General features: G+C 28.2%; 12 protein-coding genes, 1 tRNA gene, 1 riboswitch and 1 other annotated feature. Of the genes, 5 read left to right on the top strand and 8 right to left on the bottom strand.

Annotated features, from left to right (window positions below; genetic code table 11):
* Positions 1-87 precede the first annotated feature (87 nt).
* Entirely contained in the window at positions 88-1,329 is a 1,242-nt protein-coding gene (locus tag B5E92_RS13180; RefSeq protein WP_087302960.1) for a P-loop NTPase fold protein, read from the bottom strand.
* A gap of 284 nt (positions 1,330-1,613) precedes the next feature.
* Between B5E92_RS13180 and B5E92_RS13175 the strand changes: the two genes are divergently transcribed.
* Positions 1,614-2,009 (top strand): hypothetical protein, encoded by a 396-nt coding sequence (locus tag B5E92_RS13175; RefSeq protein WP_143357591.1) that lies wholly within the window; start codon positions 1,614-1,616, stop codon positions 2,007-2,009.
* Between the two features lie 218 nt (positions 2,010-2,227).
* Here B5E92_RS13175 and leuS read toward each other — a convergent pair whose 3' ends face one another.
* The 3 genes from leuS to B5E92_RS13160 form a co-directional block, all read right to left on the bottom strand.
* Positions 2,228-4,624: a leucine--tRNA ligase gene (gene leuS / locus B5E92_RS13170; RefSeq protein ID WP_087302956.1), complete on the bottom strand. Its 2,397-nt coding sequence runs from the start codon at positions 4,622-4,624 to the stop codon at positions 2,228-2,230.
* A 36-nt stretch (positions 4,625-4,660) separates the two neighbouring features.
* Positions 4,661-4,870, bottom strand: a binding site (T-box leader).
* 72 nt (positions 4,871-4,942) lie between these two features.
* Positions 4,943-6,805: an ATP-binding cassette domain-containing protein gene (locus tag B5E92_RS13165; protein WP_087302954.1), complete on the bottom strand. Its 1,863-nt coding sequence runs from the start codon at positions 6,803-6,805 to the stop codon at positions 4,943-4,945.
* A gap of 3 nt (positions 6,806-6,808) precedes the next feature.
* Positions 6,809-8,644 (bottom strand): ATP-binding cassette domain-containing protein, encoded by a 1,836-nt coding sequence (locus B5E92_RS13160; protein ID WP_087302952.1) that lies wholly within the window; start codon positions 8,642-8,644, stop codon positions 6,809-6,811.
* A 90-nt stretch (positions 8,645-8,734) separates the two neighbouring features.
* Here B5E92_RS13160 and B5E92_RS13155 point away from each other — a divergent pair, with 90 nt between their 5' ends.
* Positions 8,735-9,667 carry a TIGR01212 family radical SAM protein gene (locus B5E92_RS13155; protein ID WP_087302950.1) on the top strand — a complete coding sequence of 311 codons (933 nt, stop codon included), beginning with the start codon at positions 8,735-8,737 and terminating at the stop codon, positions 9,665-9,667.
* A gap of 25 nt (positions 9,668-9,692) precedes the next feature.
* Here B5E92_RS13155 and hpf read toward each other — a convergent pair whose 3' ends face one another.
* From hpf to B5E92_RS13140, 4 genes are all read right to left on the bottom strand, one after another.
* Positions 9,693-10,223: a ribosome hibernation-promoting factor, HPF/YfiA family gene (hpf, locus tag B5E92_RS13150; RefSeq protein WP_087302948.1), complete on the bottom strand. Its 531-nt coding sequence runs from the start codon at positions 10,221-10,223 to the stop codon at positions 9,693-9,695.
* A gap of 155 nt (positions 10,224-10,378) precedes the next feature.
* A complete protein-coding gene (metK, locus tag B5E92_RS13145) occupies positions 10,379-11,521 on the bottom strand; it encodes a methionine adenosyltransferase (protein ID WP_087302946.1) in 1,143 nt (380 codons plus the stop codon).
* Positions 11,522-11,586: 65 nt separating this feature from the next.
* Positions 11,587-11,688: riboswitch (SAM riboswitch) on the bottom strand.
* A complete protein-coding gene (locus B5E92_RS15935; protein ID WP_255375940.1) occupies positions 11,679-11,813 on the bottom strand; it encodes a hypothetical protein in 135 nt (44 codons plus the stop codon). It overlaps the preceding riboswitch by 10 nt.
* A gap of 157 nt (positions 11,814-11,970) precedes the next feature.
* Complete coding sequence (locus B5E92_RS13140) at positions 11,971-12,216, bottom strand: NifU family protein (RefSeq protein ID WP_087302944.1); 246 nt, start codon at positions 12,214-12,216, stop codon at positions 11,971-11,973.
* Between the two features lie 220 nt (positions 12,217-12,436).
* On the opposite strand from B5E92_RS13140, the gene B5E92_RS13135 reads away from it, so the two are divergent.
* From B5E92_RS13135 to B5E92_RS13125, 3 genes are all read left to right on the top strand, one after another.
* The gene (locus B5E92_RS13135; protein ID WP_087302942.1) at positions 12,437-12,814 is read left to right on the top strand and encodes a CvfD/Ygs/GSP13 family RNA-binding post-transcriptional regulator; all 378 of its coding nucleotides are present in this window, start codon (positions 12,437-12,439) and stop codon (positions 12,812-12,814) included.
* A gap of 1 nt (position 12,815) precedes the next feature.
* Positions 12,816-14,096: a glucose-6-phosphate isomerase gene (locus tag B5E92_RS13130; protein WP_087302940.1), complete on the top strand. Its 1,281-nt coding sequence runs from the start codon at positions 12,816-12,818 to the stop codon at positions 14,094-14,096.
* Between the two features lie 214 nt (positions 14,097-14,310).
* Positions 14,311-14,386: transfer RNA gene (locus B5E92_RS13125), tRNA-Val, on the top strand.
* Positions 14,387-14,429 lie beyond the last annotated feature (43 nt).

Here is a 14,429-nt window from a genome sequence, read left to right as displayed (position 1 = left end):
GTGTAACCTATCCATTGTTAGTAAGTAAAGTTTTTATAATAATTAGATTATTAATCTATAATTATTTTGATTGTTTGATATAATTGATTATAATGAGGTGATAATATAGTGATTATATTCAGGTGAAATATTATTGTTTTTCAAAGCGGAAATTATACCCAGTAATGAAATAAGTTCATCAATTGTTAATTTTCCATCATATCCATATTCAACACATTCTGGTAAACTTGATAGAATAATTTGATCATTTAATTGCCAAAAGCTACTTACCAAAAATTTTTGATAACTAGGTATCTCTTCAGGATAATAACGTCTAGATATTTCTGATATAACACCATTTTCATCCCATCTATTTTCTAAGACCCATTGCTTCAATGAATTAAAACAACTTCCATTCCTTCCATAGTTAAGATATTTATCACTTAAATTTGAATCAATAAATACATAACCATATTTTTGTCTTTTATAATTTCCTTTTCTATACTCAAAAGACATAACAGCATAAGTATATAAAACATCTCCTATGTATTCACTTATACTAAAATTATCACACCACAAACCATACACTCTTTCGAAATTTATTAATATAGCCTTTAATATTCTAATATTATTTGAATTACTTTCAAAAAAAACTTGTTCAATTAGATTTATATATTTATTTAAAAAAGAAGTATATCCACTTTTTGTTTCAACATAATTTTCTATAATATTAGAAATAATTTTAGAATATTCAGGTAATAAATAATATGTATTAAAAATAACTTTTTCTTTAAATTCCTTATATTCTTCTTTAATTTTTTCCTCATCAGCAATAACTATAACTTTAATTTTTTTGTTTTCAGAAAAATTATTAATTACTCCCAGTAATTCTACCATGTCTAATTTTGATCTTTCAAAATCATCAAAAATTAATACTAATTTTTTTTCAATCTCACCATTTGAGTTATAACATTTTATAGAGTTTTTAATTTCAATAAAATCATAGTAATCAATTGATAAAGCCGCGTTAATTCCCCTTATTACTTTTGAATATTCTGATAAATTTGAAGCTATTTCTTTTATATTAGATATATTAAATTTAGATTCAGATAACTTCTTATTTGTTTTAAAATCTATTATTTGTTTCTTTATTTGTTTTTCTATATTATCAATAGAATCTATCCCAAATAAAGATAACACTATAATTGCATAATCTTGTTCTTTATTTAACTTTGAAGAAATATCATTTATTAAATATGTCTTTCCACACCCCCAACTTCCTGTTAGCATAATTGCTCCGACATTTTCATTACTTTTAATATAATTTATTATTTCATCTTCTATACTCACTATATTATCACCTCATTATAATCAATTATATCAAACAATCAAAATAATTATAGATTAATAATCTAATTATTATAAAAACTTTACTTACTAACAATGGATAGGTTACACTAAATTGTAACAGTTCTCATAGAAACTGTCCAATTTAGTGTAACCTATCCAGTATAAATCTAAGTAAGTTTATGTGAACATACATATTTTAATCACTTTTAAAAAGCATTGATAAAACCTGACTTTTTTATAAAATCTTCACGAATTGGCACAATGGAGAATTTATTGAAGGAATGATGAATGAAGGATGTCCTGCTTTTGTAGAAAAAATATCTATTACTCCGATGAAAGCAAGTGAATTAATTAGAAAGGCTGGTGGTAAAGTCGTTTTAGCTCATCCAGTTTGTTATCAATATGAAGATAATGTACAATTAACAGAATTATTATCATTACTAGATGATATGAAAGCCGATGGCTTAGAAGCTATTTATATTTATGTTGATAAGCATTTTAATAAAATTAATGAAATTGAACACTGGAAACAAATTGCAAAAAATAAACATTTATTTATTACAATGGGCTCAGATTATCATTTTACTGATCAAATACATCCTATGATTGGTTTGTTAAATGAAGATTTTCATGTAACTGATCAACAAAAAATACAGATATTAAATCATATCTTAGATTAAAAAATTTTATCAAGAAAAATATATAAATGTACAAAACACTTTCATAACAAAATTGTATAAAGATTATTATATTATTTGGTACAAATGAGTTTATTTTGGTACCAAATTCTTATCGAAAACAAACAATCTACAAATATTTTAAAATAAAAAGTAGAGCATATCTTTTAAAATACCCTCATTTTATAAAGACACGCTCTACTTAAATATTTTTTATTAAATTAACGAACAACGATGTTTACTATTTTATTTTTTACTACAATGATTTTAACAATATTTTTACCATCTGTATGAGCCTTAACATTTTCTTGTTCAAAAGCTAATGTTTTTACAGCCTCTTCATCAGCATCTTTAGCAACTTGAATTTTAGCTCTTAATTTACCATTTACTTGAACACCCATTTCAATAGTTTGAGTTACTAACATGCTTTCATCATATGTTGGCCATGGTTCATAAGCAATTGTATTTTCATGTCCTAATAAGTGCCACATTTCTTCACAAACATGTGGAGCAATACAACTTAACATCTTCACTAAATTTTCAGCATAAGGACGATAAACTGTTTTTGCCTTAAATGCTTCATTAACAAAAATCATCATTTGTGAAATAGCTGTATTGAAACCTAATGTTTCATAATCATTAGTTACTTTTTTAACTGTAGCATGATAAATAAAATCTAATGAGTGATCATTTTCATCACTTAATTTATCTGTTTCAATAACTAAACGATAAACACGATCTAACCATTTTCTTGCACTATCTACCCCACTATCACTCCATGGTTTACTAGCTTCTAATGGTCCCATAAACATTTCATAAACACGTAGAGTATCTGCACCATATTCATTAACGATATCATCTGGATTTATTACATTTCCTTTAGATTTACTCATCTTTTCACCATTACCACCTAAAATCATTCCTTGGTGATATAATTTTTTAAATGGTTCAGGATTTGATAAATATCCTTTATCATACAAATATCTATTCCACATACGAGAATATAATAAATGTCCAACTGCATGTTCAGGACCACCAACATATAAATCTACCGGTAACCAATGATCCAATAATTTACGATCTGCAATAGCCTTATCATTATGTGGATCAATGTAGCGCATATAATACCAGCTACTTCCAGCACTACCTGGCATTGTACTTGTTTCACGTTTACCTTTTTTCCCATTAACTTCAACATTTACCCAATCAACTGCTTTATCAAGTGGTGAAGCTCCTGATTTTGATGGTGAATAATCTTCTAATGGTGGTAAAATTAATGGTAACTCATCATCTGATAAAACAACAGATGTCCCATCATCAAAATTAATTACTGGAATTGGCTCACCCCAATATCTTTGTCTTGCAAAAATCCATTCTCTTAAACGGTAATTAATTTTCTTTTGTCCACAGTGATGTTCTTCTAACCATTTAACCATCGTATTAATTGCATCTTCTTTATTCATTCCATTTAAGAACTCAGAATTAATATGTTCTCCATCTTGAGTCCAAGCTGCTTTTGATACATCGCCACCAGCTAATACCGGAATAATTTCTAAACCAAATTTTTTTGCAAATTCAAAGTCACGTTCATCATGAGCTGGTACTGCCATAATTGCTCCAGTACCATATCCAGCTAAAACATAATCTGAAATCCAAATTGGGATTTTTTTATTATTTACTGGATTAATTGCATAAGCCCCAGTAAATACCCCAGTTTTATCTTTATTTAATTCAGTACGTTCTAATTCTGATTTTGTTGCACACACACTAATATAGTCATCAACTGCCTGTTTTTGCGCTGCAGTTGTAATTTTTGCAACTAGTTCATGTTCTGGGGCCAACACACAGTATGTTGCACCAAATAATGTATCACAACGTGTTGTAAATACAGTAAATTTATCTTCATAACCGTCAACTTTAAAATCAACATGGGCACCAATTGATTTTCCAATCCAATTTCTTTGAATTTCTTTTGTTGATTCAGGCCAATCAATGTCTTCTAATCCAGCTAATAATTTTTCTGCGTATGCCGGAATATCGATTACCCATTGTTTCATATTTTTACGAATAACTGGGAATCCCCCACGTTCGCTTTTACCATCAATAATTTCATCATTAGCTAATACGGTTCCTAATTCTTCACACCAGTTGACTGGTATATCAACATTTTTAGCTAATCCATCGTTATATAATTGTTTAAAAATCCATTGTGTCCATTTGTAATAGCTAGGATCACAAGTTGAAACACATTTATCCCAATCAAATGAAAAACCTAACATTTTTAATTGTTTTGTAAATGTATTAATATTTTTAACTGTAAAGCCCTCAGGATGATTACCAGTTTTAATTGCATATTGTTCTGCAGGTAAACCAAAGGCATCAAATCCCATTGGATGTAAAACATTGTATCCTTGCATTCTTTTCATTCTTGATACAATATCAGTTGCTGTATATCCTTCTGGATGCCCTACATGTAATCCTTGTCCTGAAGGATATGGAAACATATCTAAAGCATAAAATTTAGGTTTAGAAAAGTCCCAGACATCAGTAAAAAAAGTTTTATTTTCTTCCCAATATTTTTGCCATTTCGGCTCAATTTGTTTGTGATCAAACGGCATTCTATACTTCCTCCTTAAAATAAAAAAAGCCGTCCATCTAAGGACGACTTAATATCGCGTTACCACCTTAGTTCCAGATTAAAAAAATCTAGCACTCAAAACTTTAACGCAGTTAACGGCAATAACTACTAACAATTTCATTATTGCATCTCCTAGGCGAGTTCATAATCTATTTTATCAGTTTCCACCAGCCACTGACTCTCTATAAAAAATTCAATTACTACTACTCCTATTCGTAGACTTTAAATACTCAAATATTATAACATAAATAGATAGATATGCAACAAATTTTAAACCAAACAAACTCAATTTTAATTATTAACTATGATATTTCAAAGCTTTAATTGGATCAAGGTGACTTGCTTTAAATGCTGGTAAACAACTGCTTAAAATACCTAATCCTAAAGCAAACAAATAAATAACTAACAATAACTTCAAATCAATTGACACAAAGTTACCTTCAAAACTATAACTTGTAATTACTAAACTATTAATCATTTGAACAATTTGAATCAATAAAATTAACGCTAAAACAAAACTAACTGTAACTAAAATTACACTTTCTAATAGTACTAATAATAAAATCTGAATTTTACTTGCTCCTAAACATTTAAAAATACCAAAATCCTTGGTCTTTTCAACAACAGATAAATACAATACCTCACCTATTAAAAAACAAGCTGCAATTATAGCTAATGAAGAAAACAATAATAAAACTCTTTGAATCTGTAGCAAAAAATTATCAACATTTGCATTGATATCTTGACCAGCAACCTTAAAATCCAAATATGAATATTTCTCTTTTAAATTTTTAATTTCATTTTCAACATTTACTAGCTGATTTAAATTCATTAAAACTAATTGAGTCGTGATTTCTTCTTTATTAACTTTAAAAATTTCACTAATATGTTCAAAATTAGCAAGCTCATTTATATACATCGTATCAAACATCGATACTTCATCTGTTATTCCTACAATTTTTAATTTAATCTTCTTTATTTGATTATCTTTTAAATAATATCCATATACATAACGATTAATCAATTTTTGATAATCATCACTTAAATGAACTGCTGTAGTTTTTGTCAAAACTATTTCATCATCCTTATTTAATTTTCTTCCATATTCAATTCTATTAGATTGAACTTTTTTTGTCATATCACTAATATAAACAGTTGACTCTGTTGCATAGCTGTTTTTTAAAGAAATCCCTATAAATTCATAATCTACAGGTTCACCGTATAAATACTGATTTTGTGAATGTTCTTTTAGATTTATTAATTCTTGATAATTGATTGCTTGATGATTTTGCTGTTGTATTGAAATCAACTGATTTGGAAAAATAGACGTTAATTGTTTTTTGACCTGGTTTTGTAAAGAACCGCTTAAAGTAAAAGTTATCATAATACAAAAAATAGCCAGAGTAATTCCGGCTGATATTTTCAAATTTCGATATAAATTAGAACAATATTGTAATAAAACTAGTTTAAAAATATTAGCTGGTGCATGTTTTTTTAACCGGCAATAAAATTTATCTGTTGTTTTAATAGAATCTCTTTTTTTAGTCAACTTGCCATTTTCCATAACATACAATTGATTAGCATATTTAATGGCCAAATTTTCATCGTGACTAATTACAATTACCAATCTTTCTTTTGCTTCTTTTTTTAAAAGTTCAAATACTGCTTGACTATTTTCTTGATCCAAAGAGCCAGTTGGTTCATCACATAATAAAATGTCTACATTTTTTATTATCGCCCGTAATAAAGCAACCCGTTGTTTTTGACCACCAGATAATAACTTGACTTTTTTTCTTTTTAACTTTTGCAACTCTAATTTTTCTTCTTGATCTTCAATTGCTCGTTTATAAATTATCTTAGTAAAAAAGCCTGGTAATAAATAATTATTTTTTACATTCAACCAATTAATTAAATTAAAATCTTGGAAAATAAAACCAACATGTTTCCGACAATAATTCTTTATTTCCCGAATATTTTGATTATCAATAAAAATATTGCCTTGATAATTTAAGTCAATTCCCCCAATAATATTTAACAACGTAGTTTTCCCACATCCAGATTTACCAGTGATAATAACCATTCCTGTACTAGGAAAAGTAACACTTAAATTATCAATAACAAGATCATCATATTCTTTTGTTAAATTTTTAATTTCCAGCATATTCTAGTTCTCCTTTAACAAAATACTGCCATCCATCTTATTAATTATTAATGCTCCATGAACCCCCGAAATCCAGCAAATAATAATATAAATAAAGATTAATAAAATAAATAAATCAAAAGAACCTAAAAAATAACGTGGCAAAACAAATAAATTATTAATTCCTATAATATTTTTATCTAAATCAAATAATGAAATTAAAAATAGCGTTCCAAAAGCTACAACACTACCTACAATACCAATTATCATTCCTATCAACATCGCTTCAAATCCAAATAAACTTACGATCCTTAACTTAGAAATACCATTAACCTGTAAAATACAAGTATCTTTTTTTCTTTCAATAAAAATCGTTTTTAAAATAATTGAAATTAAAATAATAGAAATAAAAAAACTTACACTTATAAAAATAATTACAACTATATACGCTAGATCAAATAACATTTGATAACTATCAACATATTCTTGATGATAACTTACCAGTAAAAAATCATCCTGATATTTATCAAGAACCTGTTTATATTTAGAACTAACTAAAATTAAAACATCTTTAGTCTCTAATTGTTGTCTTAAGTTTTCATCAATAATATTTCTATCAATATAAATATTACTACCCTCATTAACATAATCGTTAATAATCGCACTAATAGAAAAAGAATAACTGATTCCATTTAATTCATATTCAATTTCATCATTGACTTTTAAATCATATTTTTTTGCAGCCTTTTGATTAATGACTATTTGATTTTCTTTACTAGGATAATGGCCACTTTGATAATCAAAATTTTTAGTATTCTTTATTTGATAAATTTCAAAATTTTGATTTCCTTTAAATACCCCTTGACTAAAATCCAATTTAAAAGATACATCATCAATCAAACTATTTTCTTTAAATTTAGTAATATCATCTTCTTTAAACATAGTATTTAAATAATCATTTTGATAAACTTCTATTATCTCTTTTAATGGATCACTTTGAAAACGATTTTTTAAATATAACCAGCCACCATTACACGCTGAAAGAAGTAATACGAAAGCAATAATAATAAATATTTGTGAAACAAACATCATTATCAACTTATTTCGTTGATATTTTATCTGCTGTTTAATATAAAAAAACAGTCTTTTAGACTGTCGAGGTAAAAAATATGTACTGTATTTATGGTATTTACTAGTTTTAAAATCATAATAATTTATATTTTGATCTAAATCAATTATTTGCGACGTATACTTCTTTATCAATGAAATATTATGAGAAATCACAATAACCAAATGTTGTTTTGCATACTGTTTTAATAATTTCATTACTTCTTTGCTTTGGATACCATTTAAGGCACCAGTTGGCTCATCAGCTAGAAGAATTGGAGTTTGACATAAAAAAGCTCTTACCAGTCCAACACGCTGTTTTTGTCCTCCAGATAATTGATCTGGATAATTATTTAACAGATGTACAATTTCTAGCTGATTGCAATATGTCATCATTTTAAATTCAATATCATTATAGCTATAGCCCTTAATCAAAGCTGGTAAAATAATATTTTGCTTTATTGTCAAAGATGGTATTAAATTATAAAACTGATAAACATAACTAATATAATCCTTTTGATATTGAACAATATTTTCTCTTTCTAGTTCATGACCATCAATTAATATCTGACCACTATTAGCTTTCTCTATCCCAGCGATGATATTTAATAATGTTGATTTACCAGAACCGCTTTTACCGACAATCGCAATTAAACCTTTACTTGGAAATTTGATTGTAAGATTATTTAATACTGTCTGCTTATTTTTACCAAACTGATAAAATTTTGTTATTTTAATTAATTGTAATGCCATAATTCTTCTACTGTTTAATACAGTACCTCCTTTATTATAATTTGATTTCTAAACTTTTAGGCAATATGCTATAATACTGATGGTGATAAAATGAATCAATTTAAATACAGTAATGATAACAAACGTTATCATACCTTTAATTATTATTTAAAAAACAAATATCATTGTAAAGTTGCAAAAGTAGGATTAAATGCCGGATTTACCTGCCCTAATCGTGATGGCAGTAAAGGGGTTGGGGGTTGTATTTTTTGTAGCGACTCTGGTTCTGGTGATTTTGCCGGTAATGTCCACGATTCTTTACAAACCCAATTTAATCAAGTAAGTCAAATTTTATCTAATAAATGGCCTGGTTGTAAATACATCGCATACTTTCAAGCAAATACCAATACTTATGGTCCTATTGAAAAAATCAAAAAATGCGTTGAACCATTTATTAATAAAAAAGATGTTGTTGCCATAAGCATTGCTACTAGACCGGATTGTTTAAATAATGATGTTCTAGAATACTTAAAAGATGTCAATTCACGCTGTGATTTATGGGTCGAATTAGGTTTACAAACAATCCATGATCGTACCGGACTAATCATTAATCGCTGTCATAGTTATCAAGATTTCCTGGATGGTCTTAATAAACTACGAGCCCTAAATATCAATGTCTGTGTTCATATCATCAATGGTTTACCATATGAAACACCTGAAATGATGCTAGAAACAGCTAAAACAGTTGGTCAGTTAGACATTCAAGCTATAAAAATTCATATGCTATATATTATTGAAAATACAAAATTACATCAATTATATTTAAAGAAACCTTTTAAAATTCTTGATCGTGAAGAATATATTAAATTAGTTGTTGAACAACTAGCTTATTTGCCAGAAAATATTGTTATTGAACGACTTACTGGTGATGGTAAAATTGATGATTTAATTGCTCCATTATGGTCGGTTAAAAAAGTAACTATTTTAAATGATATTGATAAAATGATGGTCGCAAAAGATTATTATCAAGGATGCAAATTATAAAAAGAAAAAAGCCCGAAGGCTTTTTTTAATTATCAGTTTCAATTAATCCATAATCACCATCATTACGGCGATATACAATGCTTATAGCATCTGTTTCAGAATCACGATAAACAAAGAATGAATGTCCTATTAATTCCATTTGCATAATTGCTTCTTCCATATCCATTGGTTTTGGTGTAATAGTTTTTACTTTTACTAAGACATCTTCTTCTGGTTCAACATCTTCAATTGAAGAAAGGTTGAATGCAAGTTTATTATCCTTTGATTTACGACTTAGACGTGTCTTATACTTTCTAATTTGTCCTTCCAATTTATCAATAGCTAAATCGATTGCATTATACAAATCATCATCTACAACTTCTGCTCTTAATAGAACATATTCAGTTGGAATAGTTATTTCAAGTTTTTGTCCATATGGATAAACTCGGCATAACACTTTAGCCTCTACATTATCGCTAACGATGAAATATTTGTCTAGCTTTGATAATTTTTTTGAAATCTTTTGTTCAATTGCTTCAGTGATTTCAATGTTTTTTCCTCTTACTGAGATTTTCATAAGAACTCCTCCTTTGTATATAAATATTATACAATATTAAATGATAAAATAACACTTAAATTATAGATAAAATTTTCGTAAATTTTACACAAAATGAAAAAAACCCGAATTAATCGAGTTTTTTACATCTATACAATTTTAAATTTTTTTTATATCTAACGATATTTCTTTAAAACTTCCACTTTATCTAATTTTTCCCATGGTAAATCTAAATCACCACGTCCAAAATGTCCATATGCAGCAGTTTTTTGATAAATTGGTTGTCTTAAATTTAATGTTTTAATAATACCACCTGGTGTTAAATCAAAGTTTTCTCTAATTGCTTTAATAATAACATCAACATCAACATGTTCACTACCATAAGTTTCTACAAATACTGAAGTTGGTTCTTTAACACCAATTGCATAAGAAACTTGTATTTCAATACGATCACAAAGATCAGCTGCCACAATATTTTTAGCAATATATCTAAGCATATAAGCTGCTGAACGGTCTACTTTTGAAGGATCCTTACCACTAAATGCTCCCCCACCATGACGAGCAGCACCACCATAAGTATCAACAATGATTTTACGACCAGTAAGTCCTGTATCACCATGAGGACCACCAATAACAAATCTTCCAGTTGGATTAATTAAAACACGATAATCTTTATTTAATCCATATTTTCCTACTACAACATCCATGATTTCTTCTTTAATGTATTTTTTAAAAGCTTCTTCATCAAAATCAGGATCATGTTGAATTGACATTAAAATTGTATCAATTTTAGGATCTTTATCAGTATAATCAACAGTTACTTGAGCCTTCATATCAGGACGAGCATATTTAAATTCACCACTATTTTTTTTCTCTGTTGCATAGCGTACTAAATGATGTGCCAATGAAATTGGAAGTGGCATATATCCTTTAGTTTCCTTGCAAGCATAACCAAACATAATTCCCTGGTCACCAGCACCACCAACTTCATCATTAGTACCTAATGCAATATCAGGTGATTGACTATCTAAAACAATTTGAACTTTACATGTTCGATAATCAATCCCTTTATCGCTATCATCATAACCAATATCTTTTAAAACATCACGAGCTACTTGTTCATAATCTACTTTAGCTAAAGTAGTAATTTCTCCACCGATTACAATTAAATCTGTTGTTGCAAATACTTCACAGGCAACACGTGAATTAGGATCTTCTTTTAAGCAGGCATCTAAAATAGCATCGCTAATTTGATCACATACTTTATCAGGATGTCCTTTTGATACTGATTCTGAAGTAAATAACAATTTTTCTTTCATTTCTTTCTCCTTTCGACAAATAAAAAAGCTTCCTAAAGAGAAAGCATACATATTTAGGAAGCCTTCTCTCATTGTTCAAGTTTAACCTTGCTAAGTCAGGCACCTTCTAATTTAATATAGGGTTGCCACTACATCATCGATCTTCATCTAGTAGTTCTTAATAAGAGTCTTTTTTATTTATTTGTTTAATTTCTTCTTTGCTTAATGATGTAATTACTTCAATAATATCATCATCAAGACCAATATCTAATAAAATACTTGCTATCATTTTCTGTTTACGAATATTATCCATATTATCACCTTAACTTAGTTTGCATTGATAAAACAATAATATTCCTAAAAACGACACATAAATAATAATACATCTTTTTTTAATATGCAAGTAATTTAATAGCTATTAATATTTTAACATAAAACAAACGATATTTTATCTCAAATTTGTCTCATTTTTAAAACATTGGTTCAGTTGCAATATTCCTTACTTCTAAAACACCAGGTACTTCTTCCATTAAAATTTGTTCAACACCATCTTTTAAAGTTTCATCTAATAAGCTGCATCCAGCACATGCACCAAGCATTTTAACATAAACAATCCCATCTTTAAAATCAATTAGTTCAATATCTCCACCATCACGATTTAAATATGGTCTTAATTTATTAACAACTTTTTCAATTTGTTCATATGTATTTTCCACTATTATCACCTCTTTTGTATAGTATATTGTACCACAAAAAATATTTTTTTAAATAAATATGATATCCAAATATAAAAACATCTACTTATAAAAAAATATCTTACAATCAAAAACTTTTATTTTAATAGTAAATAATATAATTATAATTCAAAAATTTCATTAAAAAGAAATAATTTTATTAATTTTATGTTATAATGTCTCCGTAGGGAGTGATTATTATATGGGTCAAAAGATAAAACGTGGCGATATCATCGATGTAAAAATCACTGGTATTCAGCCTTACGGTGCTTTTGCAAGTTTACCCGATAATTCTACAGGATTAATTCACATTTCTGAAATCTCAGATAAATTTGTAAAAAGTATTGATAGTTTTGTTAAAGTTGGTCAATCAATTAAAGTAAAAGTTATTGACTTCGATGAAAGCACTAATCATGCTCGTCTAAGCTTAAAAGCCATTGATAATCGTTATCGTAGACGAAATAAGCGTGTCTATTATAAAAACCCCAGACGATCAATCGTTGAAACACCTAATGGTTTCAAGCCATTAGCTGCAGCTATGCAAATATGGATCAAACAAGGAATCACGGAGGAAAATTAAAATGATTACATTAGATTTAAGCAAAGCTAAATTAAGCGAAGATTTAAGTTCATATCAAGAAAAAGTTAATGAAATTCATGATATGATTCATAACAAAACTGGTGCCGGGAATGATTTTCTTGGCTGGGTAGAATTACCAGAAAATTATGATAAGGCTGAAGTAGCATTAATTAAAGAAAAAGCAGCTGCTTTACAAGATAAAACAGATGTATTATTAGTTTGCGGTATTGGTGGATCTTATTTAGGAGCACGTGCAGCAATCGAAGCAATTAATGGATTATATCCAAAAAATAAAGTTGAAATTATTTATGTAGGAAATACTTTCTCATCAAATTATATTAAACAAGTTGCTGATTATATTGAAGACAAAGATTTTGCAATCAACGTAATTTCAAAATCAGGTACAACAACTGAAACTTCTATTGCTTTTAGAATTTTCAAAGAAATGTGTGAAAAGAAATATGGTAAAGATGGTGCTAGAGAAAGAATCGTTGCAACAACTGATAAAGCAAAAGGTGCTTTAAAAACACTAGCAACTGAAGAAGGATACACAACTTTTGTTATTCCTGATGATGTTGGAGGACGTTATTCAGTATTAACACCAGTTGGTTTATTCCCTATCGCTATGGCTGGAATCGATGTTGATGAAATGATGAAAGGTGCCAAAGATGCGATGGATAAATATAGTGTAAGCGACCTTGAAAAAAATGATGCTTATCGCTATGGTGTAGCTCGTCAAATTTTACACAAAGCTGGTTATCCTGCAGAAATGTTTGTAACTTATGAATTACAACTTTCTATGGTTGCTGAATGGTGGAAACAATTATATGGTGAATCTGAAGGTAAAGAAGGAAAAGGTATTTTACCTACTAGTGCTACTTTCTCAACTGATTTACACTCATTAGGACAATTCATCCAAGAAGGAAGCAAAGTATTATACGAAACTATTTTCCAAATTAAAGAACCAAACAGCGATATGGTAATCCCTAGTGATCCTGATAATTTAGATGGTTTAAATTACTTAGCTGGAAAAACTGTTGACTATGTAAACAAGAAAGCTTGTGAAGGTACTATTGATGCTCATGTTAACACTGGTAACGTACCTAACATCTTAATTACAATGGACAAAATGGATGCTTATGGATTTGGATATATGGTTTATTTCTTCGAAATGTCATGTGCAATGTCAGTTTATTTATTAGGAGTAAACCCATTCAACCAACCAGGTGTTGAAGTTTATAAAGCAAATATGTTCAAATTATTAGGTAAACCTGGATATTAATAGTAAAGTAAACATGAAGAAGGTGGGTCATCAAGGCTCACCTTTATTTTTGTAAAAATATACGATACACTTATTAAAATTACTATCACAAACAGAAAATATAAATACATTGTTTTTACAAACTTATAACATAAAATAAATATTTTTAAAAAAATTTAATTTTTTTATTGACTAAAGTTATAGATAATGGTAATATATAGGGGCGCCAAGAAATGGAGGTTTAGCTCAGTTGGGAGAGCATCTGCCTTACAAGCAGAGGGTCAGCGGTTCGAGCCCGTTAACCTCCACCATTAAAAAAGAAGAAAAGCCGGCTTAGCTCAATTGGTAGAGCAA

The sequence above is a fragment of the Erysipelatoclostridium sp. An15 genome, from assembly GCF_002160675.1.
GTDB lineage: Bacteria > Bacillota_I > Bacilli_A > Erysipelotrichales > Coprobacillaceae > Thomasclavelia > Thomasclavelia merdavium.
The sequence above is the reverse complement of the archived record's forward strand: the minus strand, read 5'-3'. Positions and strand labels throughout refer to the sequence as shown.